This is a genomic window from Actinoplanes italicus (genome assembly GCF_003001815.1).
GTDB classification, from domain to species: Bacteria; Actinomycetota; Actinomycetes; order Mycobacteriales; family Micromonosporaceae; genus Actinoplanes; species Actinoplanes italicus.
The window spans coordinates 84,792-110,790 of record NZ_PVMZ01000014.1 but is presented as its reverse complement, the minus strand read 5'-3'; the positions used below and the strand labels follow the sequence as shown (position 1 = coordinate 110,790).

Below are 25,999 nucleotides of genomic sequence, written 5' to 3'. Positions count from 1 at the left end.
GATGCGCCTGATCTTCGCCGGCACCCCCGAGGTCGCCGTGCCCAGCCTGGACGCGATCGCGGCGTCCGGGCACGAGCTGGTCGCCGTGGTGACCCGCCCGGACGCTCCGGCCGGCCGTGGCCGCCGCCTGGTGCGGTCGCCCGTCGGCGCGTGGGCCGACGAGCGCGGCATCGAGGTGCTGACCCCGGAGAAACCCCGCGATCCGGAGTTCCAGGAGCGGCTGCGGCAGATCGCGCCCGACTGCGTGCCCGTCGTGGCGTACGGCGCTCTCGTACCGCCGTCGGCTCTGGAGATCCCGAAGCACGGCTGGGTGAACCTGCACTTCTCGCTGCTGCCGGCCTGGCGCGGCGCGGCTCCCGTGCAGCACGCGGTGCTGCACGGCGACGAGGTGACCGGTGCCAGCGTCTTCGAGCTGGAGGCGGGGCTGGACACCGGTCCGGTCTACGGCACCCTGACCGATCAGATCCGGTTCAACGACACCTCCGGCAACCTGCTGGAGCGGCTCGCCGTCGAGGGTGCGGGCCTGCTGATCGCGGTGCTCGACGCGATCGAGGCGGGCACCGCCCGGGCGCATCCGCAGCCGCACGACGGGGTGTCGTTCGCGCCGAAGCTGACGGCCGACGACGCCCGGGTGCGCTGGGACGATCCGGCGTTCGCGGTGGACCGGCGGATTCGTGCGTGCACCCCGGCGCCCGGCGCCTGGACGACACTGCGCGACGAGCGGCTGAAACTGGGTCCGGTGCGGCCGGTGGCGAACGCGCCGTCGCTGCGGCCGGGTGAGTTGCTGGTGGAACGCAAGCAGGTACTGGCCGGGACGGCGACGACGCCGGTGCAGCTCGGTGAGGTACGTGCGGCGGGCAAGAAGCCGATGGCCGCGACCGATTGGGCGCGGGGCATGCGGATCGAAGCAGGGGAGAAACTGGCGTGACCTCGCAGTATGCGACTTCAGGAAGCGGGATCCGGGCGTGACGGAACATAGGGCGCCGCGCCCGCACGGCGGACGGCCGAGTCGCCCGAGCGGGCCGGGCCACCCGCGGGACGGCCGCAGCGGCCGGGCCCCGCGCGCCGGCCGGCCGCCGGCGGACCCGGCACGGCAGGCGGCGTACGAGGCCGTCGCGGCTGTGCACCGCGACGACGCGTACGCCAACCTGGTCCTCGCCGACATCCTGAGCGGCATGGGCCTGCACGGACGGGATGCGGCGTTCGCGACCGAGCTGACGTACGGCACGCTCCGCGCTCTCGGCACCCTGGACCTCATCATCGCGGCGGCCGCCGAGCGTGACGTCGCCCGGATCGACCCGCCGGCCCGTGACGCGCTGCGTCTCGGCGTCTACCAGTTGCTCTACACGCGCGTGCCCTCGCACGCCGCGGTCAACCAGACCGTCGACCTGGTGCGTTCGGTGGCGCCGGGCGCGTCCGGATTCGCCAACGCGGTCATGCGTACGGTCTCCGAGACCCCGCTGGAGACCTGGCTGGAGCGGCTCGCCCCGTCGTACTCCGACGACCCGGTCGGCAATCTCGCCGTGATGCACCACCACCCGCAGTGGGTGATCCGGTCGTTCGCGGAGGCGCTCGGCGGTGATCTCGAGGACACCGCCCGCCTGCTGATCGAGGACAACCAGCCGCCCGTGGTGCACCTGTGCGCGCGGCCCGGCCGGGCCGACGCCGTGGAGCTGGCCGACGAGGTCGGCGGGGTGCCGGGCGCGTTCTCGCCGTACGCCGTCTATCTCAACGGTGGCGCTCCGCGTGACCTGGCCGCCATCCGCGAGGGCCGCGCCCACGTGCAGGACGAGGGTTCGCAGCTGGTCGCGGCGGCACTACTGGCCGCGCCGATCGAGGGTCAGGACACGCGCTGGCTGGACCTGTGCGCGGGTCCGGGTGGCAAGACCGGCCTGATCGGGGCGATCGCCGCGGGCCGCGGCGCCGAGGTGACCGCGGTCGAGGTGGCCGAGCACCGCGCCCGGCTGGTGGACATCGCCACCGAGGGCATGCCGGTGACGGTGCTGCCGATGGACGGCCGTTCGGTGGGCCGTGACCCGGACCTGCCGGAGGAGGCGTTCGACCGGGTGCTGGTGGACGCGCCCTGCACCGGCCTGGGGTCGCTGCGGCGCCGTCCGGAGTCGCGCTGGCGCCGTCAGCCGGCCGACCTGCCGCCGCTCACCCGTCTGCAGCGCGAGCTGCTGGTGGCGGCGTTGCGAGCCGTACGCCCGGGTGGTGTCGTGGCCTATGTGACGTGCTCCCCGCACATGGTCGAGACGCAGGTGACGGTGAGCGAGGGGGCCCGGCGCAGTGGCGTCGAGGTCGACTTCGTGGACGCGCGGCCGCTGCTGCCACCGGGCATGCCGGGGCTGGGCCCGGGTCCGACGGTGCAGCTGTGGCCGCACAAGCACGGAACGGACGCCATGTTCCTGGCCGTCCTGCGTCGTACTGCCTGAGGGTCGCCGGGGAGGCCGGTCCGCCGTGAAAGGCCGAACTGCCTGACATGTGTCCCCGGGGAGGCCGGTCCGGCCTCCCCGGGGACGCCATAGAATCGACCCGTGGAACGATCGCCGATCATCGCGCCGAGCATCCTCGCCTCCGACTTCTCCCGCCTCGCGGAGGAGGTGCACGCCATCGAGGGGGCAGCCGACTGGGCGCACGTGGACGTCATGGACAACCACTTCGTGCCGAACCTGACGATCGGCCTTCCGGTGGTGCAGAGCCTGCGCAAGGCGACCAGCATCCCGTTCGACGTGCACCTGATGATCACCGACCCGCAGCGCTGGGCTCCGGCGTACGCGGAGGCGGGCGCCTACAACGTGACGTTCCACGCCGAGGCCTGCGACGACCCGGTGGCGCTGGCGAAGACACTGCGCGCGGCCGGTGCCAAGGCCGGGCTCGCGATCGACCGGGACACGCCGGTGGAGCCCTATCTCGAGCTTCTGCCTTACCTCGACACTGTTCTGATCATGACGATCAAGGCGGGTTTCGGCGGGCAGGCGTTCATGCCGGAGCTGCTCGACAAGGTGCGTGACGTGCGCCGCCGTGCCGAGGTCAACCAGCTGGAGATCCGCATCGAGGTGGACGGCGGCATCGCGGCCGACACCATCGAGCAGGCCGCCGAGGCGGGCGCCGACGCGTTCGTGGCGGGCACCGCGGTGTACGGCGCGGCCGATCCGGCCGAGGCGATCCGGAAGCTGCGCGCGCTCGCCGCGGCTCGCATGGGACTGGCGTGAGGGCCGGGTCAGGGACCATCATCGAGCCTTACGTTCCGGTGCTGCCAGGAAGGCGAGATGGGCACGGCTGAGTCGCAACCCGAGATCGATCCCGAACTGGACCCCGAAGAGGGGCCGAGCCTGATCCTGGTGGTCGACGACGACCAGGACATCGCCGGGTTCGTCGAGTTCAACCTGAAGCTGCGCGGCTTCGAGGTGATCCGGGCGAAGGACGGCCAGGGTGCGCTCGATCTCATGGAGACGCACCGGCCCGACCTCGCGATCGTGGACTGGATGATGCCGGGGATGGACGGCGTCGAGCTGATCCGTCAGCTGCGGGCCGAGCCGCTCACCTCCGCCCTTCCGGTGATCATGCTGACCGCGATGGGCCTGACCGGTGACAAGGTGCACGGGCTGCAGGCGGGCGCCGACGACTATCTCGTCAAGCCGTTCGACCTGGAGGAGCTGATCGCCAGGGTCTCGAACACGCTGCGCCGGCACAAGGACGCCCGCGAGGTGTCCCCGCTGACCGGCCTGCCCGGCAACGCCCGGGTGCGGCGCGAGATCAGCGAACGGATGCGCGGCGGCGGTGACTACTCGGTCGGCTACATCGACGTCGACAGATTCAAGAGTGTCAACGACGTGTACGGGTTCGACCGCGGCGACGAGTTCATCATCGCCCTGGCCCGGAGCCTGCAGCGGGCGGCCTCGCAGACCGGCAAGCCGTCGATCTTCCTGGGGCACATCGGCGGCGACGACTTCGTGTTCATCTGCCATCCCGACCAGGTGCTGCCGCTGACACAGCGCACGGTCAACGACTTCGAGTCGGTGGCAGACCGTCTCTACGAGCCGGGGGACGCCCGGCGCGGCTACATCGAGGTGCCCGACCGGCGCGGCAACAAGCAGAAGGCGGCGCTGGTCACGCTCTCGATCGGGGTGGCGCAGGCGACCGCGGACGGGCGGCGGTTCACCGATCCGCGGGTGGTGATCGCGGTGGCCTCGGAGATGAAGAAGGTCGCCAAGTCGCAGCCCGGCTCGTACGTCGCCATCGACCGCCGCCGCAGCGAGGCGGAGTGACCGATCCGGCGCTGACCGGAGTCGGCGGTCGGTCCGCCGCATCCGGCCGAGGCCGGTCGCCGGTTGCCGCACGAGGAGGGCCTGCCGTCGGAGGCGTGCGAGGCAGCGGTGTGGCGTAGCCGCGATGAGACGCCGAGACGGCGGTGTGGCATAGCTGACGTCTTCAGGACTGCTCAGCGGGTGGGGAGCCGATGGCGGAGGTGCTGGTCGAGGGCTTGATCGGTGAACCGGTGTGAGGTAGCTCGCGCACCGGGTGGCAAATCCGCGATCGCGTGCAAGACTCGGGGGTGACCCACCACGCGCTGGCGGGACTCGGTGAAATTCCGAACCGGCGGTGATCCGACGCTTCTCGTGTCGGTAAGCCCGCGACCCGATCGTCCGACAGGACGAGCGGTGGACCTGGTGAGACTCCAGGGCCGACGGTTGAGCGGCAGTGATGCCGTTCAGACAGTCCGGATGGGAGACAGCGCGCGGAATCGGACGGGTGCGCCCTCAGTGGTGCATTCTCGCCGGGGTGCGCGAAGCGTACCCTGATTGTCCGATTCTTGGCGTTTTCTCCCCTCACTCTCAGCGCGTGACCGTGCCGCGCGAGAGGAACGTCATGACCGAGGACGAGGCGATGCGCCGCGCTGTCGCGCTGGCCGCCCGGGGCCTCGGCACCACCAGCCCCAACCCGGTCGTCGGCTGCATCCTGCTCGGACCGGCCGGCGACGTCGTCGGTGAGGGCTTCCACGCGTACGCCGGCGGCCCGCACGCTGAGATCGTGGCCCTCGCCCAGGCGGGGGAGCGGGCCCGTGGCGGCACCTGCGTGGTGACGCTGGAGCCGTGCAACCACACCGGCCGCACCGGCCCGTGCTCGGACGCCCTGATCAACGCCGGCATCCGGCGCGTGGTGATCGCTGTGGACGACCCCACGCCGGTCGCCGCCGGAGGCGCCGCGACGCTGCGGGCGGCCGGCATCGAGGTGGTCACCGGGGTCCGGCGGGACGAGGCCGAGGCCGGCAACATCGCCTGGTTGACGGCGGTTCGCCGGGGCCGTCCCTACGTCACGTGGAAGTTCGCGGCGACGCTGGACGGGCGGTCGGCGGCGGCGGACGGCACCAGCCAGTGGATCTCCTCGGCCGAGTCGCGGGCCGACGTGCACGTGTTGCGCAGCACCGTCGACGCGATCGTGGCCGGTGTCGGCACGGTGGTCGCCGACGACCCTCAGCTCACGGTTCGTGACCTGCGCGACGGCACGCTGGCGATCAAGCAGCCTCTGCGGGTGGTGGTCGACTCGGCTGGGCGTACTCCCGAGAATGCCCGCGTCCGTGACGCGGCGGCACCCACCTGGATCGTCACGGCGGCCGCCGCCGGGACCGGACCGGACGGCCGCGTGGATCTGAACGCCCTGCTCACCCAGTTGTTCGCCCGCGGCATCCGGAACGTGCTGCTGGAAGGCGGACCGACCCTGGCCGGCGGGTTCCTGGCCGCGGGCCTGATCGACCGGGTGGTCGGTTACGTCGCACCCAAGCTGCTCGGCTCCGGCCGCACGGCACTGGTCGACGCCGGTATCGGCACCATCGCCGATGCCGTCGAGCTGGATCTCACCGAGGTCTCACAGATCGGTGGAGATCTCCGTTTCACCGCAACCCTGCGGCCGAAAGAGAACAGAAACCCCACGCCCCTAGGAGGGCTGAACTGATGTTCACCGGAATCGTCGAGGAACTTGGCGAGATCGTGCGCCTCACCGAGGGTGCCGAGGACTCCGCCGTGATCGCGGTCCGTGGCCCGCTGGTCACCTCGGACGCCCGGCACGGCGACTCGATCGCGGTGAACGGGGTCTGTCTCACCGTGATCGACAACGAGGACGGCGTGTTCACCGCCGACGTGATGGGCGAGACGCTCCGGCGTTCCTCGCTCGGCGCCCTGCGGACCGGCAGCAACGTCAACCTGGAGCGGGCCGCGGCCCTGGGCAGCCGTCTCGGCGGGCATCTGGTGCAGGGCCACGTGGACGGGGTGGCGCGGATCATCGCCCGCGAGCCGGCCGACCAGTGGGAGGTGGTGCGTTTCTCGCTGCCGCCCGAGCTGGCGAGATACGTGGTGGAGAAGGGCTCGATCACCGTCGACGGGGTGTCGCTGACCGTCATGGAGGTCACCGCGGACAGCTTCGCGATCGGGATGATCCCGGCCACCTCGAAGCTGACCGTGCTGGGCAGCAAGGCCATCGGAGATCCGGTCAACCTCGAGGTCGACGTGATCGCCAAGTACGTCGAGAAGATGCTGGGGAGCCGCAATGTTTGAGGACATCGAGCGCGCGATCGCGGACATCGCGGCCGGACGGCCGGTGATCGTGGTCGACGACGAGGGCAGGGAGAACGAGGGCGACCTCATCTTCGCGGCCGAGCACGCCACACCGGAGCTGGTCGCCTTCATGGTCCGGTACACATCCGGCTACATCTGCGTGCCGCTGCCCGAGAGCGAGGCGGACCGGCTGGATCTGCCACCCATGTTCCACACCAACCAGGACGCGCGAGGGACCGCCTACACGGTGACGGTCGACGCGAGGCACGGCGTCAGCACCGGTATCTCGGCCGCGGACCGGGCGCACACCATCCGTCTGCTGGCCGCCGCGGACAGCGAACCCACCGACTTCAACCGGCCGGGGCATGTGGTGCCACTGCGTGCCAAGCCGGGCGGGGTTCTGCGCCGCCCCGGTCACACCGAGGCCGCGATCGACCTGGCGGTGCTGGCGGGATGCCGCCCGGCCGGCGTGCTCTGCGAGATGGTCAACGACGACGGCACCATGCAGCGCCGCCCCGACCTGGAGAAGTTCGCCGCCGAGCACGACCTCGCGCTGATCACCATCGAGGAGCTGATCACCTACCTGCGCCACCGTGAGGGCAGCCAGGTGGACCGGGTGGTCGAGACGGTTCTGCCGACCGAGCACGGCGTGTTCACCGCGGTCGGTTACCGCACGGCGGCGGACGACGGCGAGCACGTGGCGCTGGTCTACGGCGACCTGGGCGACGGCGAGGACGTGCTGGTCCGGGTGCACTCCGAGTGCCTCACCGGCGACGTGTTCGGCTCCCGGCGCTGCGACTGCGGGCCGCAGCTGGACGCCGCTCTGGAGCGGGTCGCGGCGGCCGGGCGCGGGGTGGTGCTCTACATGCGCGGTCACGAGGGACGCGGCATCGGCCTGCTGCACAAGCTCCAGGCGTACCAGCTGCAGGATCGCGGCTTCGACACGGTGGACGCCAACCTCGAGCTGGGTCTGCCGGCCGATGCCCGCGACTACGGCACCGGTGCACAGATCCTCGCCGACCTGGGCATCCGTTCCATGCGTCTGCTCACCAACAACCCGGCGAAGAGGGCGGGGCTGGAGGGGTACGGCCTGCGCGTGACCGGCCGGGAGGAACTGCCCGTCCGGCTGCACCCGGAGAACGTCCGCTACCTGCGCACCAAGCGGGACCGGATGGGCCACCTGTTCGCCGAGCTGGCCTGAAGCCGAGCTGGCCTGAAGCCGAGCTGGCCTGAAGCCGAGCTGGCCTGAAGCCGAGCTGGCCTGAAGCCGGTTGGACCGGAGCCGGTTGGACCGGAGCGGGCCGGCCTGAAGCCGGATGGCCTGGAGCGGGCTGGCCTGAAACGCCTGAAACGTCCCCGGCAGGGGTGAAGAATGAACACAGAGGGGGACAACACATGGCCGGCTTCGGTGATCCGCACATGCAGACCGTCGACGCTGCCGGGCTGCGGCTCGGCATCGTCGGCTCGCGGTGGCACAACGACCTGGTCGAGCACATGATCGACCGGGCGAAGGCCGCCGCCGAGGCGTGCGGTGTCACGGAGGTGATCACGGCCCGGGTGGCGGGGTCGGTGGAGCTGCCCGTGGTGGCGCAGGCGCTGGCCCGCCGGGTCGACGCGGTGGTCGCGCTCGGTGTGGTGATCAAGGGCGAGACCCAGCACTTCGAGTACGTGTGCGACGCCGTGACCACGGGCCTGACCCGGGTGGCGCTCGACGAGGGCACCCCGGTGGCGCACGGCGTGCTCACGGTGCACAGCCTCGGCCAGGCCCGCGACCGGGCCGGGCTGGAGGACTCGATCGAGGACAAGGGCTGGCAGAGCACGGTGGCCGTGCTCGACGCCGCCCTCGCGATCCGTGAGGTCTCCAAGCAGTAGGGGTTCTTCACCCTCCGTACACGTCCAGTTCGCGGAATAGGCGGCCTGCTCCGGGATGCTCGCCCGGGTCCGTCGTCTATTCCGGAACTGGTGTCGAAAGCAGTGATCCCACGGCTCAGCATTGTTGTGCCGTTCTACAACGTAGAGCGTTACCTCGCCCCGTGCCTCGCATCGCTGGCCCGGCAGACCTTCCGGGACTTCGAGGTGGTGCTCGTCGACGACGGGTCTCGCGACGGCAGCGCCCGGATCGCCGAGGCCTTCTGCGCCCGTGACCCGCGGTTCCGGATGGTCGTCCAGGAGAACCAGGGGCTCGGCCCGGCCCGCAATACCGGCACGGCCGAGGCGCGTGGCGAGTACCTGACGTTCGTCGACAGTGACGACCTGGTGCCGCCGCACGCCTACGAGCTGCTGGTCGGCTCGCTGGACCGGACGTCGTCGTCGCTGGCCGGGGGCAATGCCCGGAGATTCAACAACACTTCGGGAGTACGCCAGTCGTACGTCCACAGGATCGCCTTCGCCGTTGATCGTCCCGCCACCCACGTGCTGGACTTCCCGGAGCTGGCGATCGACCGGATGGTTTGGAACAAGGTGTACCGGCGCCGGTTCTGGGACCAGTTCGGCTACGAGTTCCCGGCTATCCGCTACGAGGACTACCCGGTCACGCTGAAGGCGCACATCGAGGCCGTGACCGTCGACTGCGTGGCCGCGCCCACCTACTACTGGCGTGAGCGCGAGTCCGGCGAGTCGATCACCCAGCTGAAGTTCCAGTTCGGCAATCTGGAGGACCGGGTCGTCTCGGCCGAGGCGGTCATGGATGTCGTCGACCGGCAGGCTCCCGCCCTGCGGGCCAAAGTCCACCGGCACCTCGCCACGATCGACCTGACCACCGTGGTGCAGGCGTTCGGTTCGGCGCCCGAGCATGAGCTCGCGGCGGTGCTGGAGCTCGGTCACCGGCTGACCCGCCGTCTCGACCCGGCGGTGTTCGAGCACGTGTCGGCCTTCCAGCGCCTGGAGTACCACGGTCTGCAGGCCGGTGATGTGGACCTGCTGCAACGACTGGCCAGGCTGCGGGCCGAGGGCGGACTGGCGGCCGGAACGCTGGCCGAGCGGCACCCGGTGCTGCCGTGGCGCTACCGCGGTCACTATCCGGGCCTGCCGGACCGGGCCGGGGTGCCCGACGAGATCTACCGGATGTCCCGGCGCGAACTCGAGCTCCGGGCCGGCGCCACCGAGCTCACCTGGGAGGACGACGCCCTGGTGGTCCGCGGCACCGCCGAGATCCACCATGTGCCCACGACCGCCGACTCGTCGCTGCGGGTGGCGGTGGTCGCCGGGCTGCGCGAGACGCCGCTTGCGGTGGAGCGGTTCGACCTGCCGGACGCGAGCGGGGAGCAGCGGCCGACCGGTTTCGTGGCACGGGTGCCGCGGGACATGCTCGCCGCGATGCCGCCGAACCGGGAGGCGGTCCGCCTGATGGCGACCATGCGGGTCGGCCGGATCCGGCGCAAGCGCCTGGTCACCATGCAGATGATGTACCCGGTCGGCGACCGGATCGGCGCGCACTGGTTCCAGCCGCTGAAGGCCGGTGACGGCCGGGTGCTGCTGCGCCGGATGACCGGCGAGATCGAGCTGACCGGCGCGGGCGCCGACGGCGACACCCTGGTGCTGACCCTGCGGCTGCCGGACGGTGTGACCGACCGGGTGCTGCGGCTGTCCCGCTCGGCCCGGGAGATCCGGGTGCCGCTGGAGGGCGGCGCGGGCGGCGTCTTCACGGCCCGGATCCCGGTCGGCGAGGTGGTCGACGCGACCAATCCGGACGATCCGTTCCTGGGACGTACGGTGCTGATCCCGAAGATCGGCGACGCGCTGGTGCTGATCACCGGCCTGGACCGCGCGGTGAGCGTGCCGCACGGCGACCGGGTGCTGAGCCTGGCCCGCTCGCCGGGGCAGTACCTGAACCTGGTCGAGGCGCCGGCGCGCGTGAGTGCCGCCCGGCTCGACGTGAGCGGCGACGTGGTCACGGTCGGCGGACCCCGCTGGCCGGGGGCCGACTACGAGCGGATCGTCTGGCGACGGTTCCTGCCCAACTCCGACGACGCCGTGGACACCGTCTGCCGTACGACCGTGGACGACACGTCCTGGACGGCGGCGGTCGACGTCACGGATCTGGGACCGGCGCAGGAGGCGGACTGGACGCTGTTCGCCGAGGGGCACGGCGACGAGCCGTACGCCATCCAGGCCGAGTCGTTCGCGCTCGTCTCGCTGCCCCGCCGCCTCGACCGGCACCGCCTCTACGCGAGGGCCGGCACCCTGCACCTGGAAACGAGCTGATCGGCATGCATCACCACAACCATTACTACGGGCAGACCCACATCCTGTCCCGGTACTGCGGCCTCGACGACGAGCATCCGCCGCGGATCCGCGGTTACCTGCAGCACGGCTGGAACGTGGGATGCGGCTGGAACCCGGTGCACGAATTCTTCGACGGGGCCTGGCGCTACACCTGGAGCGACGCGCCGCGGCGGCGTGGCCACTCGCTCGGGCGGCGCAACTACCACGTGGTCGGCGCGCCGTTCCTCTACCTGATGGAGCTGGAGCCGGACCTCGGCGCGGTGCCCGAGGCCGAGCGCAGCGGCACCCTGTGGTTCCTCTTCCACGGCTGGGAGGGCGGCGGCAAGGGCGGCAAGATCCAGGGTGACCACGCCCGGCTCATCTCCGAGATCCGGGAGACCGAGACCGAGCCGGTCACGATCAGCCTCTACTACACCGAGTTCGAGCGGCCCGAGGTCCGTCGCGCCTACGAGAAGGCCGGCTTCGAGGTGATCTGCTTCGGCAAGCGCGGCTGGAACTACGAGGGCACCGACCGCCGGTTCCTCTACAAGCAGCTGGAGACCTTCCGCCGGTTCAAGCGGGTCGCCGCGAACCGGCTCAGCACCGCCGTTTTCTTCGGCGTCGCGGCCGGCTGCACGCCCGCCGTCTACGGCGACCCGATGGCACTCGAAGGCGACAACCCGCTCTTCGGCGGCCAGGCCCGGATCGCGCGGCTCTGGCCCGAGATGCTCGGCAAGGAGATCGACCTGGAGGCCGCCCGCGCCACCACCGACGTCGAACTGGGCCGGCCGTACCTGATGCCGCCCGCCGAGATGCGCATGCTCCTAGATTGGAACGCCCGTGACTGAGACCAAGCTTCCGCCGATCGTCCGCGGTGAGATCCAGCCCTGGACCGACCGGGACGCGACCGGCGGACCGGTGCTGGCGGCCTTCCTGGCCGACCTGCTGCCCGCCTCGGCGGGCCGGGTGCTGGTGGCCGGGCCGCACGACGCCGGCGTGCTCGATGTGGTAGCGGGTCGCAGTGACGACGTCACCGTGCTGCTGCGTTCGGTCAGTGACGCCGAGGCCCTGCGTGGTGGCGCGTTCTCGGTGGTCACTGGCGCGCTGGACGGTCTGGCCGACGAGAAGCCGGTCCCGTTCGACGTGGTGATCGCCGCCGACGGGCTGGACCGGCTGCTCGGGCCGGACTCGCCGGCCCTCGACTGGCCGGAGCGCGCCGACCTGCTGCGCGGGCTCGCCGCACCGGACGGGCTGGTCGTCATCGGGCTGGCGAACGACTTCGCGATCACCGCGCTGCTGGACCGGCGGCCGGAGAAGGAGCGGCACGGCGACGACGAGTGGCGGCCGCTGCACGACGATCCGCGACGGCCGTCGTCACCGGCCCAGGTCGAGGCCCTGCTCGGAGGGGTGGCTCGGCGGTACTCGCTGTTCGCCACGGCGGGGCGCGTGCACACCCTGCTGGATTCGGGTGCTCTGTCCCGTACCCGCGCGGGTCTGCCCGGATCGGGGATCGCACTCGCCGGACTCGCCGCAGTGGCCGGAGGGACGCCCCTGCTCGCGCCCGTGACCGACGCCGCCGAAGCCGCGGCAAGGGCCGGGATGCTCGACGCCGTCGCGCCGGGCTGGTTGATCGTTCTCGGACAGGGCGGGACGACCCGCACCGCCTACACGCCTGCCGGGACCGCCGACCTGGAGGGCGGCGGATGGCGCTTCGGCGACCGTCTCGTGCCGGACGTGGAGAGCGCCGAGACCGTGCTGTTCCGCCTGGCCGCAGCCGAGGACGTGCCCGGTTTCCGGGCCTATGCCGCGCGGCTGACCGGCGGCGCCTACTTCGACGCGGTCCACGACTTCGAGAAGACTCCGGGTGACGAGGTTCCGCTCGCCGCGGCCTGGCACCGTTTCCGGGACCGCCTGATCGGCGGCCACCGCCGGCACCCGTGGCCGCCGTGGATGGCCGAGGGTGACGACCTGGTCAAGACCTGGTTGGCGATGTCCGGGATCGAGCCCACCGCGGAGATACTGGCGCACGGCCGGGAGATCGCCGGCCCGGCGCCGGAGCCGGACGACCTGCGGACCGTCCTGGCCGACGCCGAGACCGCCCGGCGCACCGCCGAGGAGCGGGCCGGGCACATCTTCGGCCTGGAGCGCACCATCGGGTTCCGGGACCGGCAGTTGCGCACCCGCGAGCAGCAGCTGCGCGACATGCGCGCCGAGCTGCGGCTGCTCAAGAGTGGTCGCGCGGTGCGGATGGTTTCGCTGGTCGGGCGGGTGGCCCGGCTGCGCGACCCGAAGCGGCTGGCCGGAGCGGTGAAGCGGCGCGCCCGCCGTTTCCTGCCCGGCCGGTCCTAGTGATCAGAGCCGGCCGGCCTCGATGATGCGGGCCAGGAACTGACGGGTCCGCGCTTCGACGGGGTCGCCGAGCACCTGCTCCGGCGGCCCCTGCTCGAGGACCCGCCCGCCGTCCAGGAACGCGACCCGGTCGGCGACCTGCTTGGCGAAGCCCATCTCGTGGGTGGCCAGCACCATCGTCATGCCCTCGCCCTTGAGGTCACGGATCATCGACAGCACCTCGCCCACCAGCTCCGGGTCGAGCGCCGAGGTGACCTCGTCGAGCAGTAGCAGGCGCGGGCTGTTGACCAGGGCGCGGACGATGGCGACCCGCTGCTGCTGGCCCCCGGAGAGCCGATCCGGGTAGGCGTCCGACCTGTCCGCCAGGCCGACGCGGTCCAGCCACTGCAGTGCCTGCTCACGGGCATCTTTCAAAGGCTTCTTGTGTACGCGTACCGGCGCCAGCGTGATGTTGTCCAGCACGGTCATGTGCGGGAACAGGTTGTAGGACTGGAAGACCAGGCCGATGCGCTGGCGTACCGCGTCCGGATCGGCTCTCGGGTCGGTGATCTCGTCGCCGTCCAGCGTGATCGTGCCGTCGTCGATCTCGGTGAGCAGGTTCACGCAGCGCAGCAGGGTCGACTTGCCCGAGCCGGAGGCCCCGATCAGGGCCACCACCTCGTGCTCGGCCACGTCGAGGGTGAGTCCGTCGAGGATGACGTGGTCCCCGAAGACCTTGCGGACGTCGCGGCATTCGAGCAGCACTAGGTCCCCGCGTTCTGGCGGCGGGCCGCCCGCAACGTCACCCAGTCGGTGACGGAGATCAGCGGCAGGGCGAGAAGAACGAACAAGACCCCGGCGACGATGTACGGGGTGAAGTCGGCGTCCTGGGCCACGCCGATCTGGGCGGCCCGGATCGCGTCGATCGGACCGGCCAGCGAGATCAGGCCGACGTCCTTCTGCAGCGCCACCGTGTCGTTGAGCAGCGGCGGAGCGACCCGGCGGACCGCCTGCGGCAGCACCACGTGCCGCATCGCCTGCCGGTAGCTCAGTCCCAGCGAGCGGGCCGCCGCGATCTGGCTCGGATGCACCGACTCGATGCCGGCCCGGAACACCTCGGCCAGGTAGGCGCCGTAGGTGACGATGATCGCCGCGGCGCCCAGCACCAGCACGTCCGGCGTGCCCTGCAGCCGCAGGCCGGGGATGCCGAACGCGAACAGGTAGATCACGATGATCAACGGCAGGCCGCGGAACGAGTAGGTGTAGCCGGTGGCGAGGGCCCGTACCGGGAAGAAGACCGGTCCCCGCAGCGTCCGCAGCACCGCCACGAGCAGGCCCAGTGTCAGCGCGCACGTGGCGCAGACCACCAGCAGCTTCAGGTTGAGCAGGAGCCCCTCGAGGATCTGCGGGAGGTATTCGACGGCCGTCTCGGGGTCGAAGAAGGACTCCTTGACCCGTTCCCAGCCGGGCGCACCGGTGATGCCGAACGCGAGACCGAGACCGACGACGGCCGTCGATGCGGCGGCCAGCAGAACGGAACGGACCGCCCGTCCGCGACGGTAGGCGATCCGTTCCTGTTGCCGTGTGCTGGGTCGGTACGTCACTGGAGCTCGGGTGCTCCAGCGGTGCCGGCGAGCCAGGTCTTCTCCAGCTCGGTGAGGGTGCCGTCCCCGCGGAGCTGGTCGACCGCCCGGCTGACGCAGCCGGTCAGCGGCGAACCCTTGTCGAGCACGATGCCGAACTGCTCGGGCACACCGACCTGCGGGAGCTGGCCGACGATGACGCCGTCGTCCAGCTCGGCGCCGGTGATGTAGAACGCGGTCGGCAGGTCCACCACGATGCCGTCGACGGTCCCGTTCTCCAGGGCCTTCTTGGCGTCGTCGTTGTTGTTGAACACGGCCGGCCCGGCGGTCGGCTTGATCAGGTCGGTGATCGCCTGGTAGCTGGTCGTCCCGACCTGGGCGCCGAGTTTCGCGCCCTTGAGGTCGGCGATCGATTTGGCACCGGCGATCTTCGAGCCCTTGGTGGTGATCACGGTCTGGCGCACCAGGTAGTACGGGGACGAGAAGTCCACCGCGGCCTTGCGCTCGTCGGTGATCGAGAACTGGTTGAGGTCGATGTCGAACTTCTTCGGGCCGGGCGCGATCGCGTTGTTGAACCCGACCTGCGCCCAGACCACGTCGGACTGCTGATAGCCGAGGCGCTCGGCGACCCGGTAGGCCACCGCGGACTCGAAGCCCTTGCCGTTGTCCGGCTTGTTCTCGCTGAACCACGGCTCGTACGCGGGAGTGTCCGTGCCGATGGTGAGCTTGCCGGCGGTGAGGGTCTTCAGCGAGGCCGGGTCACAGGTCTCGGTCGGGGCGGCCGAGGCGGTGGAGGTGGTTTCTTTCTCGTCCACGGGGGAGCAGGCCGTGACGGCGGCAAGCAGCAGTGCTGCGCCACCCAGGGCCACGGGGGTGAGTCGGCTGACCATGCCGGGAGCTTAGAAGACGTCCCAACCGCTGGGGGCGTTCGTCATCAAGGCGTGATGAGCTGCCACAATCGGTCCTCGTGAAGACGTTCGAAGAACTGTTTGCCGAGTTGCAAAGCAAGGCGGCGGACAAGACACCCGGTTCGGGCACCGTCGAGGCGCTCGAACGTGGAGTCCACTTCATCGGCAAGAAGGTCGTCGAAGAGGCGGCCGAGTCGTGGATGGCCGCCGAGCACGAGGGGCCGGAACGCGCTGCCGAGGAGATCTCCCAGCTGCTCTACCAGGCACAGGTCCTGATGATCGCCACCGGACTGGAGCTCAAGGACGTCTACCGACATCTGTGAACGGCGATCCCCTACCCGTTCACAGATCGAAGGAGCACGTCCATGCTGCGCATCGCCATTCCGAACAAGGGCACCCTGTCCGCACCCGCTTCACAGATGTTGCGGGACGCCGGGTACCGCCAGCGCACCGACCCCAAAGATCTGATCTGCCGTGACGAAGCCAACAACGTCGAGTTCTTCTACCTGCGGCCGAAGGACATCGCGACGTACGTCGGCTCCGGTGATCTGGATCTCGGCATCACCGGCCGGGATCTGCTCGTCGACTCCGGCGTCCCGGCGACCGAGCTGCTCGACCTGAACTTCGGCCGGGCCACGTTCCGCTGGGCGGCCCCGGACGGCACGCTCACCGACGTCGGTCAGATCGGTGGCCGCCGCATCGCCACCGCCTACCCCGGGGTGGTCGGCCGTTACCTGGAGGAGCACGAGCTCAAGGCGGACGTGGTGCGTCTCGACGGTGCGGTCGAGAACGCGGTACGGCTCGGTGTCGCCGACCTGATCGCCGACGTGGTGGAGACAGGCGCGACGCTGCGCCAGGCCGGCCTGGTCACCATCGGCGAGCCGATCATGAAGTCCTCGGCCATCCTGATCGGGCGTGAGGAACAGCCGCCGGCACTGGCGGCCCAGCTTCTGCGGAGGCTGCACGGCGTGCTGGTGGCCAGAAACTTCGTCATGCTGGCGTACGACGTGCGCGCCGACCTGCTGGAGCAGGCCACCGGGCTGACCCCGGGGATCGAGTCGCCGACCGTCTCCCCGCTGCACCGGGAGGGCTGGGTCGCCGTCGAGGCCATGGTCCAGCGCAGTGACGTGCACCGTGTCATGGATGAGCTGTACGACCTGGGCGCACGTGCCATCCTGGTGACCGACATCGCGAACTGCAGGCTGTGAGAGGGACATGACCGCCGTCCTGTACCGCCCCAAGAAGATCCGCTGGGTGGCCGTTCCACTGGCCGTCGGCGTGGCGCTGCTGTTCACGTTCATGGGCTTCGGCCTGAGCGGCTCGGAGGGTTTCCAGAACTCGAAGGCCACCTTCCAGGCGGGCGATAAGTTCGCCATGATCGGGCTGGGCGTGCTGCTCGGGCTCGGCATCCTGCTGTTCTGCCGGCCGCGGGTGACCGCCGACGACGCCGGCGTGCACGTGCGGAACGTGATCGGTGGTTACGACCTGCCGTGGGAGGTGGTCCGCGCGGTCCGGTTCGACCGGAACTCGGCCTGGGCGCACCTGGAGCTGCTCGACGACGAGCAGGTGCCGATCCACGCGCTGCAGGCGGTCGACAAGGACTACGCGGTCGACGGCGTCCGTACCCTGCGGGCCCTTCATTCGGCTGCTCAACACGCCTGATAAGATAGGGGTCAGTCGACCACGCCCACTCCTCGAGAGATGGGCGCGAAAGAGGAGCCCGCTGGTTCCCACCCGAGTCACTGACTGTGGCCGGGTCCGGTCTCCCTGACAGGGGAATATCTTCTGTTGGGTGCGCGTCCTCGTTGGGGCGCCGATGACCGGTCGAGCGGGCCCCGGCATGCGTTCTTTCAAGAGCGCAGGCGGGGCCTTCTACTTTCCCGGCGTCCCGCGGCCAGCGGGACACTCGGGGCCGACCGACATTGGCAGCACCCGGCCTCCCGGCCGGGTGAGGTATCAACTGAGGAGGCCCCATCAGCGTCGAACCACGCGTGAACGAACAGATCCGGGCTCGTGAGGTCCGTCTGGTCGGTCCGGAGGGTGAGCAGGTCGGCATCGTGCCGCTCGAGCGTGCCCTTCAGCTGGCCGCGGACGTCGACCTGGACCTGGTCGAGGTTGCTCCGATGGCGCGGCCGCCGGTGTGCAAGCTCATGGACTTCGGCAAGTTCAAGTACGAGAGCGCACTCAAGGCCCGCGAAGCGCGGCGCAACCAGCAGCAGACCGTCATCAAGGAAATGAAGCTGCGGCCGAAGATCGACCCGCACGACTACGAGACCAAAAAGGGTCACGTGGTGCGGTTCCTCAAGGCGGGCGACAAGGTCAAGGTGACGATCATGTTCCGTGGTCGTGAGCAGAGTCGTCCCGAGCTGGGTTTCCGGCTCCTGCGCCGGCTCAGCGAAGAGATCTCGGAGCTCGGCTTCGTCGAGGCCAGCCCGAAGCAGGACGGCCGGAACATGATTATGGTGCTCGCTCCGCACCGGGCCACCAAGGCCGCTGCGGTTGCCGCCGTCGCCGCCGGCGCCAAGCCCGCCCGTGAGCCGCGTGAGGGCGAAGTCGCCGACGTCGAGCAGGCCGCTCCCGTCGAGACCACCACCGCAGCAGAGTAGTCAAGCTTTTCCCCGCAACCCCCCGGTCGTGGGGAGAGATCAGAAAGAGGCGTCAAGTGCCCAAGATGAAGAGCCACACCGGCATGGGTAAGCGGGTGAAGATCACCGGCAAGGGAAAGATCGTGCGCGAGCAGGTCGGCAAGCGTCACCTGCTGGAGCACAAGAGCTCCCACGTCACCCGCCGGATGACCGGCACGGTCGTTGTGGCCAAGGCCGACACCGCGCGCGTGAAGAAGCTTCTGGGCCGCTGACGCGAGCCTGACCCAGTTCCCCTGAAGGAGTAACTAGAAATGGCACGCGTCAAGCGGGCGGTAAACGCCCAGAAGAAGCGCCGCACCCTGCTCGAGACCGCGAGCGGCTACCGCGGTCAGCGCTCCCGCCTGTACCGCAAGGCCAAGGAGCAGGTGCTGCACTCGATGCAGTACTCGTACCGCGACCGCCGTGACCGCAAGGGCGACTTCCGCCAGCTGTGGATCACCCGTATCAACGCGGCTGCCCGGTCGAACGGCATGACCTACAACCGCCTGATCCAGGGCCTCAAGCTGGCCGAGGTCGAGGTCGACCGCAAGATCCTGGCCGACCTCGCGGTGCACGACGCGGCTGCCTTCGCGGCCATCGTCGAGATCGCTCGCGCGGCCGTCGCGGCCGAGGGCACCGGCGGCGCCGCCGCTCAGGCTGCCTGATGAAGGTTGTCCGCGACCTGCCCTGAGTTCCGCTCAGGGCAGGTCGGCGACGGCGGCCTCCGCCGTCGCGAACAACCTTCACTTAACGCGTAGCACTTTTCAGGACGCCTCCCGGTCGATGATCGGGAGGCGTCTTCGTGAGGAGATCATGTTCACGCCCCGTACGCCCCGCATCGTCGCCGCCCGCCGCCTGCAACGCCGCCGGGACCGGGACCAGTCCGGCCGCTTCCTGGCCGAGGGCCCGCAGGCCGTCCGCGAGGCGCTCGCCGCGGGGGCGGTGATCGAGCTGTTCGGCACCCCGGCCGCGCTGGAGCGCTACGCCGAACTCGCCCAGCAGGCTCCTGAGCTTTCGCCGGTCACCGACGACGCGCTCGCCGCGCTGGCCGAGACCGTGCACCCGCAGGGACTGGTTGCCATCTGCGAACAGAACGACGTCTCGATCGGCGAGGCGCTCGCCAAGAACCCGCGGCTGGTCGCGGTGGTCGCCGAGATCCGGGACCCGGGCAACGCCGGGACCATCCTGCGTACGGCGGACGCGGCCGGTGCGAGCGCGGTCGTCTTCGCCGGCGACGCCGTCGATCCTTACAACGGCAAGTGTGTACGGTCGTCGGCCGGCTCACTGTTCCATGTCGACGTGGTCCGCGCCCCGCTCAGCGTCATCGACCTGTTGCAGGACAGCGGGCTGCAGGTGCTCGCCACCAGCGGCACCGGTGAGGACGACGTGGACTCGCTGCTCGACGGTGGCCAGCTCGCGCTTCCGACCGCGTGGCTGTTCGGCTCGGAGGCGCACGGTCTGCCGTCCGAGCTGCTGGCTGCCGCGGATCGGCGGGTGCGCGTACCCATCTATGGTGGCGCCGAAAGCCTGAATCTCGCCGCGGCCGCCGCCGTCTGTCTATATGCGTCGGCCCGCGCGCAGCGCTGAGAGTATGCTGGGCCGCATGTCAGGTCTTTCGTTTATGCGGCCCGCTGGTTGCGGGCGCCGGATCTGACTTCTGCGCACCCCCTGACCGGCGGGCTGCGGCCCAGCCGCGCCTCCGTAGACTATTCCAGCTGTGTCGCCCCTTCGTGGCCCTCGCTGCGCTCGGTGCGCTCAGTTCCGACTTGCCGATGGCAAATCCGGTCAAGGGAGCTCGCCCGAACATGTCCTACCGCAATGATCCGTACGATCCGAAGCAGGCCGTCCTGCTGGCCCCCGAATCTCTCGAGGGCGCCGTCGCGGAGGCCGAGAAGGCGTTCGCCGCTGCCGCCGACCTCGACGCTCTGCAGGCCCTGAAGCCGGCGCACCTGGGCGATCGCTCGCCGGTGTCGCTGGCCCGCCGTGAGATCGGCTCGCTGCCGCCGGCCGCGAAATCCGATGCCGGCAAGCGTGTCAACGTCGCCCGGCAGGCAGTGCAGGCCGCCTACGACGCCCGCCAGGCCGAGCTCGAGGCCGACCGTGCCGCCCGCGTCCTGGTCGAGGAGCGGGTCGACGTCACCCTGCCGTGGTCCCGCCGCCCGCGCGGCGCCCGCCACCCGCTGACCACGCTGATGGAGCACATGAGCGATGTGTTCATCGGCATGGGCTACGACATCGTCGACGGTCCCCAGCTGGAGCTGGAGTGGGCCAACTTCGACGCGCTCAACATCGGCCCCGACAACCCGGTCCGCGGCGCCTCCGACACGTTCTTCGTCGACCTGCCGGGCCTGGTCATGCGTACTCACACGTCGCCCGGCCAGGTGCGCACCATGCTCGACCGGCAGCCGCCGATCTACATCGTCAGCCCCGGCCGCGCCTACCGGACCGACGAGCTGGACGCCACGCACAGCCCGGTGTTCCACCAGATCGAGGGCCTGGTCATCGACGAGGGCATCACCATGGCGCACCTGCGCGGCACCCTCGACTACTTCGCGAAGGCCATGTTCGGCCCGGACGCGAAGACCCGCTGGCGGCCGCACTACTTCCCGTTCACGGAGCCGTCCGCCGAGTTCGACGTCTGGTTCGCCCAGCACCGCGACGGCCCGCGCTGGGTCGAGTGGGGCGGCTGCGGCATGGTCAACCCGCGGGTGCTCACCGCCTGCGGCATCGACCCGGCCAAGTACTCCGGGTTCGCGTTCGGCATGGGTGTAGAGCGGACCCTGATGTTCCGCAACGGCGTATCCGACATGCGCGACATGGTCGAGGGTGACGTGCGGTTCACCACGAACTTCGGAATGGAGTCCTGAAGCGATGAAGACGTCACTGTCGTGGCTGCGCGAGTACGTCGAGCTGCCCGCGGGGATCACCGCTTCGGAACTGGACGCGGCGCTCACGAACCTCGGCATGGAGGTCGAGGGGATCGTCGACCAGGCCGCCACGGTCATCGGTGACCTGGTCGTCGGCCGGGTGCTGACGATCGAGGAGCTCACCGGTTTCAAGAAGCCGATCCGGTTCTGCACCGTGGACGTCGGCAACGACGCTCCGCAGGAGATCGTCTGCGGTGCCCGCAACTTCGCCGAGGGCGACCTCGTCGTTGTCATCCTGCCCGGTGGCGAGCTGCCGGGCGGATTCAGGATCGGTGCGCGGAAGACGTACGGCCGTAACTCCAACGGCATGATCTGCTCGGCCGCCGAGCTCGGTCTGTCCGGTGACCACTCGGGCATCATCGTGCTGCCTCCTTCGGAGGCGGCGGTGCCCGGTGTGGACGCCCGCCCGATCGTGGGCCTCGACGAGGTCCTGATCGAGGTGGAGATCACCCCGGACCGGGGCTACGAGATGAGCGTCCGCGGCATCGCGCGGGAACTCGCGACGTACTTCGACGTGCCGTTCACCGACCCGGCCGCTCTCGCCGCCCCGGGCGCGACCGCCGAGGTGCCGTATCCGATCACGATCGAGGACACCGTCGGCTGTGACCGGTTCGCGGCCCGCGTGGTCCGCGGCATCGACCCGGCCGCGCAGTCTCCGGAGTGGATGCAGCGCCGCCTGATCCAGGCCGGCGTCCGGGCCATCTCGCTGCCGGTCGACATCACCAACTACCTGATGCTCGAGTTCGGCCAGCCGATGCACGTCTTCGACCTGGATCGCCTCAACGGCGGCCTGGTCGTCCGGCGGGCCCGGGCCGGCGAGAAGCTGACCACCCTCGACGGTGTCGCGCGTGTGCTCGACGCCGAGGACATGGTGATCTGCGACGAGACCGGTCCGATCTCGCTCGCCGCCGTGATGGGCGGCGAGACCAGCGAGTGGCAGGAGGGCACCGTCAACGTGCTCCTCGAAGCCGCCCACTGGGACCCGGTCATGGTCGGCCGGACCGCCCGGCGTCACCGGCTGTTCAGTGAGGCCGCCAAGCGCTGGGAGCGGGGCGTCGACCCGTCGCTGCCGCTCGCCGCGCTGCAGAAGGCCGTCGACATCCTCATCGAGCACGCCGGCGGGACCGCCTCTCCCGACGTGCTGGACATCGACAACGTCGTGGCTCCGGTCGCGCTGACGCTGCCTTCCGAGTCGGCGTCCCGTCTCATCGGCCTGCCCTACACCGCTGAGCGGGTGGCCACGCTGCTGCGCAAGATCGGCTGCGAGGTCACTGGCGACGAGGTGCTCAGCGTCGTGCCGCCGACCTGGCGTCCCGACCTGGTCGCCCCGATCGACCTGATCGAGGAGGTGGCGCGGCTCGGCGGTTACAACGAGATCCCGAGCGTGCTGCCGCCTGCCGGGGCCAGCCGTGGTCTCACCCCGGCGCAGAGGCAGCGCCGGTCGGTGGGTCGTGCGCTCGCCGAGAACGGTTACGTCGAGGTGCTGTCGTACCCGTTCGTCTCGCCGGGCACCGCCGACGCCCTCGGGCTGCCGGCGGCCGACCCGCGGCGCAGCGCGGTGCGGCTCACCAATCCGCTGTCCGAGGAGGAGCCGCTGCTGCGGACCAGCCTGCTCGGCCCGCTGCTGGGCACGCTCAAGCGCAACCTGGGCCGGGGCCGGCGCGACGTGGCGCTCTTCGAGGCCGGCACGGTGTTCCTGCCGCACCTGACCTCGACCGCGCCGCCGGAGCTGGGCGTCGACCGGCGCCCGACGAACGCGGAGTGGGCGGCGGCCAACGCGATCGTCCCCGAGCAGCCGTGGCACCTGGCCGTCGTGCTGGCCGGCGACGTCGAGCCGGCCGGCTGGTGGGGTCAGGGTCGCGCCGCGACGTGGGCGGACGCCATCGAGGCGGCGCGCGTCGCGATCGCGGCGGCAGGCGTTTCTGAGGACCGGGTGACGGTACGGGCAGCCGAGTACGCCCCGTGGCATCCCGGCCGTTGTGCCGCCGTCCTGATCGACGGCACCGTGGTCGGCCACGCCGGCGAGCTGCACCCCGCGGTCCTGGCGGCCCTCGAACTGCCGAAGCGCACGTCGGCCGCCGAGATCGACCTGGACGCTCTGCCGGAGGCCCCGGTCGTCGACGCACCGACGATCTCCACCTTCCCGCCGGCGCTGATCGACGTGGCCCTCGTCCTGGACCGTTCGGTCCCCGCGGCCGAGGTCCAGGCGGCACTGGCCGAGGGCGCGGGCACGCTTCTGGAGTCGGTGGCGCTGTTCGACGTCTACGAGTCGGAGCAGCTCGGTGAGGGCAAGCGGTCGCTGGCCTACAAGCTGACGTTCCGCGCTCCCGACCGGACCCTGACGTCCGAGGAGACGATCACTGCCCGCGATGCTGCGGTCGCGGTCACCGCCTCGCGCTTCGGAGCGACGCTGCGCGGCGCCTGACGCACTGGTAAAGGGCCGGTCCGGATCTCCGGACCGGCCCTTTTCAGTGGGCGGGACCGATCAGCGTGGGTCTGGTCGGCGGTCGGTGCTCGAGCGGGATGGCTTGTCGATCTCGGAACTATGGGCGGCGAGCCACTCCTCGATCTGGTCGGCCAGCCAGACCTTGCCCTGGCTGAGGTGAGCCAGCGGGCTGGGGAAGTCGGGTCGTTGGGTGATCAGCAGGAGCCGTTGCCGGCCGATGCCGCCGAACCTCATGCGGATCTCGTGTGCGCCCATCAGACGCAGCGACTGCATGTCCATGCAAGCGACTATAGCGCTTTGACAACCTATCAAACGACTACCTGTCGTGTGAAAAGTATAGATCAACTTCCCCCGTCAGGTACCGCTGGACGGTCGGACTGAACCAGGCGACCGCCTCCTCGGCGGGCATCGCGACGACCGGTGGTAAGCGCAGCACGAAGCGGCACAGGGCAAAGCCCAGCATCTGGGTCGCGACGAGCCCGGCCCGCGTGGCGGCCTGTGCCGGATCGGGGGACAGGCGGGCGGCGATCGGCCCGATCTGACCGGCGAAGATCGAGCGCATCCGCTCGGCTGCCGCCTCCTTGGTGACCGCCGTCCGCAGCAGCGCCATCAGCGTCTCGTCGTCCTCCCAGCGCTCCAGGAAGTGCCGGACCAGAGCGGCGCCGACCTCGTCGCGCGGAGTGTCGCCCAGGTCGGGCAGCCGCAGGTCGAAATCCGCGGCCGCCGCGAAGAGCGCCTCCTTGTTGCCGTAGTAGCGCATCACCATCGACGGGTCGATGCGGGCGTCGGCGGCGATGGCGCGGATGGTGGCGCGCTCGAAGCCGTCGGTGGCGAAGCGCTCCCGGGCGGCGGCGAGGATCGCGGCGCGGGTGGCGTCGGAGCGGCGTGCGGTCATGTCCGAAGTTTATGCCAACGCGCGTTTGCCAACAACTGTTGACTCGATCTTGAAATGCTGCCTATGGTTTGCCAACAAGTGTTGGCAAACGAGAGTGAGGCAGCCGTGCACACCACCGTCGCGATCATCGGGGCCGGACCGACCGGCCTGCTCCTCGCCGGGGACCTGGCCCGGGCCGGCGTCCCGGTCACCCTGTTCGAGCGCCGTTCCGGCACGTCCAACCTGACCCGGGCGTTCGGTGTCCACGCCCGGACCCTCGAGCTGCTCGACGCCCGCGGCCTCGCCGACGGCCTCGTCGCCGGCGGTGCCCGGGTCGAGCGACTGCGCCTGTTCGACCGGATCCGGCTCGACCTGACCCGGTTGCCGTCGCGCTACCCGTTCCTGCTGATCACCCCGCAGTACCGGGTGGAGGACGCACTCACCCGCCGCGCCGTCGAGGCCGGCGTCCGCATCGAGCGCGACGCGCGCCTGACCGGCCTGCGGCAGGACGGCGAGCGGGTGACCCTGGAGTTCGGCGAGCGGACCGTCACGGCGGACTACGTGGTCGGCACCGACGGCGTGCACAGCACCGTCCGCGAGGCACTCGGCCTGCCCTTCCCCGGCAAGGCGGTGCTCACCTCGATCATGCTGGCCGACGTGCGGCTGTCCGACCCGCCGGAGGACGTGCTGGCGGTCAACGCGGTCGGCGACGCCTTCGCCATGGTCGCCCCGTTCGGCGACGGGTGGTACCGGATCTTCTCCTGGGACCGCCGCCACCAGGTCTCCGACGACGTCCCGGTGACGCTCGACGAGCTGCGCGAGGTCACCCGCCGGGTGCACGGCACCGACTTCGGCATCACCGAGGCGCGTTGGCTCTCCCGTTTCCACAGCGATGAACGCCAGGCCCCGAGGTACCGGGTGGGCCGCGTCTTCCTGGCCGGCGACGCCGCTCACGTGCACTCACCGGCCGGCGGCCAGGGCATGAACACGGGCCTGCAGGACGCGGCGAACCTGTCCTGGAAACTCGCCGCCACCATCCTCGGGTGGGCGCCGGCCGGCCTGCTGGACACCTACGAGACCGAGCGTCACCCAGTCGGCCGCCTGGTCCTGCGCAGCAGCGGTGCCCTGATCCGGATGGCGATGATCCGCTCGGCCGTGGCTCGCGGCCTGCGCAACGCCGCCGGCTCGGTGCTGCTCGCTCTGCCGCCGGTCGTCCGCCGGGCCACCGGCACCATTTCCGGCGTCGGCATCGATTACCCCGGGGCACCGCGGGCCGCGGATGTCGCCCTGCGTGGCGGTGGCCGACTCTACGAGGCGCTCCGTGAGGGGCGGCACGTCCTGATCACCCCTCAACCCCTCTCCGGGTACGGCCGGCACCTGATCGTGGCGGCCCCGGCGGCGGACACGGACGAGGCGGTCCTGGTGCGCCCCGACGGTTACGTGGCCTGGCGCGGTCCCGTCTCCTCAGCGGCGACCGCCCTCACCGGCTTCCTGGGCCCCGAGCAGATCTCCCACCCGGCTACCCGATGACGGTGTCCGTCACCTCCCGTCT

At 70.6% G+C, this 25,999-nt stretch carries 26 protein-coding genes and 1 riboswitch; of the genes, 21 read left to right on the top strand and 5 right to left on the bottom strand.

The features are described 5' to 3' along the window. Position 1: 1 nt before the first annotated feature. The 11 genes from fmt to CLV67_RS30240 all read left to right on the top strand — a co-directional run bounded on the left by fmt (position 2) and on the right by CLV67_RS30240 (position 13,106). Positions 2-928, top strand: a complete 927-nt coding sequence (fmt, locus tag CLV67_RS30290) for a methionyl-tRNA formyltransferase (protein WP_106324448.1) — start codon at positions 2-4, stop codon at positions 926-928. A 37-nt stretch (positions 929-965) separates the two neighbouring features. Further along, positions 966-2,435, top strand: a complete 1,470-nt coding sequence (locus CLV67_RS30285) for an RsmB/NOP family class I SAM-dependent RNA methyltransferase (protein ID WP_106324446.1) — start codon at positions 966-968, stop codon at positions 2,433-2,435. Between the two features lie 102 nt (positions 2,436-2,537). Then, on the top strand, positions 2,538-3,215 hold the full coding sequence (gene rpe / locus CLV67_RS30280) for a ribulose-phosphate 3-epimerase (protein WP_106324444.1): 678 nt from the start codon (positions 2,538-2,540) through the stop codon (positions 3,213-3,215). Positions 3,216-3,272: 57 nt separating this feature from the next. Beyond that, entirely contained in the window at positions 3,273-4,271 is a 999-nt protein-coding gene (locus CLV67_RS30275) for a GGDEF domain-containing response regulator (protein ID WP_106324442.1), read from the top strand. A gap of 297 nt (positions 4,272-4,568) precedes the next feature. Then, positions 4,569-4,743, top strand: a riboswitch (FMN riboswitch). Between the two features lie 129 nt (positions 4,744-4,872). Beyond that, positions 4,873-5,955, top strand: a complete 1,083-nt coding sequence (gene ribD, locus CLV67_RS30270) for a bifunctional diaminohydroxyphosphoribosylaminopyrimidine deaminase/5-amino-6-(5-phosphoribosylamino)uracil reductase RibD (protein ID WP_106324440.1) — start codon at positions 4,873-4,875, stop codon at positions 5,953-5,955. Beyond that, positions 5,955-6,554: a riboflavin synthase gene (locus CLV67_RS30265; RefSeq protein WP_106324438.1), complete on the top strand. Its 600-nt coding sequence runs from the start codon at positions 5,955-5,957 to the stop codon at positions 6,552-6,554. The genes ribD and CLV67_RS30265 overlap by 1 nt, the downstream gene beginning before the upstream one ends. Then, positions 6,547-7,755 (top strand): bifunctional 3,4-dihydroxy-2-butanone-4-phosphate synthase/GTP cyclohydrolase II, encoded by a 1,209-nt coding sequence (locus CLV67_RS30260; protein ID WP_106324436.1) that lies wholly within the window; start codon positions 6,547-6,549, stop codon positions 7,753-7,755. Before CLV67_RS30265 ends, CLV67_RS30260 begins: the two co-directional genes overlap by 8 nt. Positions 7,756-7,949: 194 nt before the next feature. Then, on the top strand, positions 7,950-8,426 hold the full coding sequence (ribH, locus tag CLV67_RS30255) for a 6,7-dimethyl-8-ribityllumazine synthase (protein ID WP_106324434.1): 477 nt from the start codon (positions 7,950-7,952) through the stop codon (positions 8,424-8,426). A gap of 90 nt (positions 8,427-8,516) precedes the next feature. Further along, on the top strand, positions 8,517-10,757 hold the full coding sequence (locus CLV67_RS52130) for a glycosyltransferase (protein ID WP_106324432.1): 2,241 nt from the start codon (positions 8,517-8,519) through the stop codon (positions 10,755-10,757). A 5-nt stretch (positions 10,758-10,762) separates the two neighbouring features. Continuing rightward, positions 10,763-11,605 carry a hypothetical protein gene (locus tag CLV67_RS30245; protein ID WP_106324430.1) on the top strand — a complete coding sequence of 281 codons (843 nt, stop codon included), beginning with the start codon at positions 10,763-10,765 and terminating at the stop codon, positions 11,603-11,605. After that, positions 11,598-13,106 carry a hypothetical protein gene (locus tag CLV67_RS30240; RefSeq protein ID WP_106324428.1) on the top strand — a complete coding sequence of 503 codons (1,509 nt, stop codon included), beginning with the start codon at positions 11,598-11,600 and terminating at the stop codon, positions 13,104-13,106. The genes CLV67_RS30245 and CLV67_RS30240 overlap by 8 nt, the downstream gene beginning before the upstream one ends. 3 nt (positions 13,107-13,109) lie before the next feature. On the opposite strand, the gene CLV67_RS30235 is transcribed toward CLV67_RS30240, so the two are convergent. Genes CLV67_RS30235 through CLV67_RS30225 form a run of 3 tightly spaced genes read right to left on the bottom strand, consistent with a single transcriptional unit; the run spans position 13,110 to position 15,558 of the window. Beyond that, positions 13,110-13,850, bottom strand: coding sequence for an amino acid ABC transporter ATP-binding protein (locus CLV67_RS30235; RefSeq protein ID WP_106324426.1), 741 nt, complete (start codon positions 13,848-13,850; stop codon positions 13,110-13,112). Further along, a complete protein-coding gene (locus tag CLV67_RS30230) occupies positions 13,850-14,689 on the bottom strand; it encodes an amino acid ABC transporter permease (RefSeq protein WP_106324424.1) in 840 nt (279 codons plus the stop codon). Before CLV67_RS30230 ends, CLV67_RS30235 begins: the two co-directional genes overlap by 1 nt. Continuing rightward, positions 14,686-15,558 carry an ABC transporter substrate-binding protein gene (locus CLV67_RS30225; RefSeq protein WP_106324422.1) on the bottom strand — a complete coding sequence of 291 codons (873 nt, stop codon included), beginning with the start codon at positions 15,556-15,558 and terminating at the stop codon, positions 14,686-14,688. The genes CLV67_RS30230 and CLV67_RS30225 overlap by 4 nt, the downstream gene beginning before the upstream one ends. A gap of 77 nt (positions 15,559-15,635) precedes the next feature. On the opposite strand from CLV67_RS30225, the gene CLV67_RS30220 reads away from it, so the two are divergent. The 9 genes from CLV67_RS30220 to pheT all read left to right on the top strand — a co-directional run bounded on the left by CLV67_RS30220 (position 15,636) and on the right by pheT (position 23,552). Next, positions 15,636-15,899 (top strand): phosphoribosyl-ATP diphosphatase, encoded by a 264-nt coding sequence (locus CLV67_RS30220; RefSeq protein WP_043528313.1) that lies wholly within the window; start codon positions 15,636-15,638, stop codon positions 15,897-15,899. Between the two features lie 42 nt (positions 15,900-15,941). Beyond that, positions 15,942-16,784, top strand: a complete 843-nt coding sequence (hisG, locus tag CLV67_RS30215) for an ATP phosphoribosyltransferase (RefSeq protein WP_106324420.1) — start codon at positions 15,942-15,944, stop codon at positions 16,782-16,784. A 7-nt stretch (positions 16,785-16,791) separates the two neighbouring features. Next, entirely contained in the window at positions 16,792-17,238 is a 447-nt protein-coding gene (locus CLV67_RS30210; RefSeq protein ID WP_106324418.1) for a PH domain-containing protein, read from the top strand. 329 nt (positions 17,239-17,567) lie between these two features. Then, entirely contained in the window at positions 17,568-18,182 is a 615-nt protein-coding gene (gene infC / locus CLV67_RS30205) for a translation initiation factor IF-3 (RefSeq protein ID WP_106324416.1), read from the top strand. Between the two features lie 56 nt (positions 18,183-18,238). After that, positions 18,239-18,433, top strand: a complete 195-nt coding sequence (rpmI, locus tag CLV67_RS30200; protein WP_106324414.1) for a 50S ribosomal protein L35 — start codon at positions 18,239-18,241, stop codon at positions 18,431-18,433. Positions 18,434-18,472: 39 nt separating this feature from the next. After that, the gene (rplT, locus tag CLV67_RS30195) at positions 18,473-18,865 is read left to right on the top strand and encodes a 50S ribosomal protein L20 (RefSeq protein ID WP_106324412.1); all 393 of its coding nucleotides are present in this window, start codon (positions 18,473-18,475) and stop codon (positions 18,863-18,865) included. 148 nt (positions 18,866-19,013) lie between these two features. Then, entirely contained in the window at positions 19,014-19,787 is a 774-nt protein-coding gene (locus CLV67_RS30190) for a TrmH family RNA methyltransferase (RefSeq protein ID WP_106324410.1), read from the top strand. Positions 19,788-20,005: 218 nt separating this feature from the next. Next, positions 20,006-21,067: a phenylalanine--tRNA ligase subunit alpha gene (locus tag CLV67_RS30185; RefSeq protein ID WP_106324408.1), complete on the top strand. Its 1,062-nt coding sequence runs from the start codon at positions 20,006-20,008 to the stop codon at positions 21,065-21,067. Between the two features lie 4 nt (positions 21,068-21,071). After that, complete coding sequence (pheT, locus tag CLV67_RS30180; protein WP_106324406.1) at positions 21,072-23,552, top strand: phenylalanine--tRNA ligase subunit beta; 2,481 nt, start codon at positions 21,072-21,074, stop codon at positions 23,550-23,552. Between the two features lie 60 nt (positions 23,553-23,612). Here the strand turns inward: pheT and CLV67_RS30175 are convergent, their stop codons facing one another. After that, positions 23,613-23,852 carry a DNA-binding protein gene (locus tag CLV67_RS30175; RefSeq protein ID WP_307833887.1) on the bottom strand — a complete coding sequence of 80 codons (240 nt, stop codon included), beginning with the start codon at positions 23,850-23,852 and terminating at the stop codon, positions 23,613-23,615. A gap of 37 nt (positions 23,853-23,889) precedes the next feature. Further along, complete coding sequence (locus CLV67_RS30170; RefSeq protein WP_106324404.1) at positions 23,890-24,468, bottom strand: TetR/AcrR family transcriptional regulator; 579 nt, start codon at positions 24,466-24,468, stop codon at positions 23,890-23,892. Between the two features lie 78 nt (positions 24,469-24,546). Here CLV67_RS30170 and CLV67_RS30165 point away from each other — a divergent pair, with 78 nt between their 5' ends. Next, positions 24,547-25,977, top strand: coding sequence for an FAD-dependent monooxygenase (locus tag CLV67_RS30165; RefSeq protein ID WP_239166624.1), 1,431 nt, complete (start codon positions 24,547-24,549; stop codon positions 25,975-25,977). The last annotated feature ends 22 nt before the right edge of the window (positions 25,978-25,999 follow it).

Coding starts and splice junctions, on each gene's coding strand:
- fmt (WP_106324448.1), top strand. CDS start 2: ATGCGCCTGATCTTCGCCGGCACCCCCGAGGTCGCCGTGCCCAGCCTG.
- CLV67_RS30275 (WP_106324442.1), top strand. CDS start 3,273: ATGGGCACGGCTGAGTCGCAACCCGAGATCGATCCCGAACTGGACCCC.
- ribD (WP_106324440.1), top strand. CDS start 4,873: ATGACCGAGGACGAGGCGATGCGCCGCGCTGTCGCGCTGGCCGCCCGG.
- CLV67_RS30265 (WP_106324438.1), top strand. CDS start 5,955: ATGTTCACCGGAATCGTCGAGGAACTTGGCGAGATCGTGCGCCTCACC.
- CLV67_RS30260 (WP_106324436.1), top strand. CDS start 6,547: ATGTTTGAGGACATCGAGCGCGCGATCGCGGACATCGCGGCCGGACGG.
- ribH (WP_106324434.1), top strand. CDS start 7,950: ATGGCCGGCTTCGGTGATCCGCACATGCAGACCGTCGACGCTGCCGGG.
- CLV67_RS30245 (WP_106324430.1), top strand. CDS start 10,763: ATGCATCACCACAACCATTACTACGGGCAGACCCACATCCTGTCCCGG.
- CLV67_RS30225 (WP_106324422.1), bottom strand. CDS start 15,558: ATGGTCAGCCGACTCACCCCCGTGGCCCTGGGTGGCGCAGCACTGCTG.
- hisG (WP_106324420.1), top strand. CDS start 15,942: ATGCTGCGCATCGCCATTCCGAACAAGGGCACCCTGTCCGCACCCGCT.
- CLV67_RS30210 (WP_106324418.1), top strand. CDS start 16,792: ATGACCGCCGTCCTGTACCGCCCCAAGAAGATCCGCTGGGTGGCCGTT.
- rplT (WP_106324412.1), top strand. CDS start 18,473: ATGGCACGCGTCAAGCGGGCGGTAAACGCCCAGAAGAAGCGCCGCACC.
- CLV67_RS30190 (WP_106324410.1), top strand. CDS start 19,014: ATGTTCACGCCCCGTACGCCCCGCATCGTCGCCGCCCGCCGCCTGCAA.
- CLV67_RS30185 (WP_106324408.1), top strand. CDS start 20,006: ATGTCCTACCGCAATGATCCGTACGATCCGAAGCAGGCCGTCCTGCTG.
- pheT (WP_106324406.1), top strand. CDS start 21,072: ATGAAGACGTCACTGTCGTGGCTGCGCGAGTACGTCGAGCTGCCCGCG.
- CLV67_RS30175 (WP_307833887.1), bottom strand. CDS start 23,852: ATGGACATGCAGTCGCTGCGTCTGATGGGCGCACACGAGATCCGCATG.
- CLV67_RS30170 (WP_106324404.1), bottom strand. CDS start 24,468: ATGACCGCACGCCGCTCCGACGCCACCCGCGCCGCGATCCTCGCCGCC.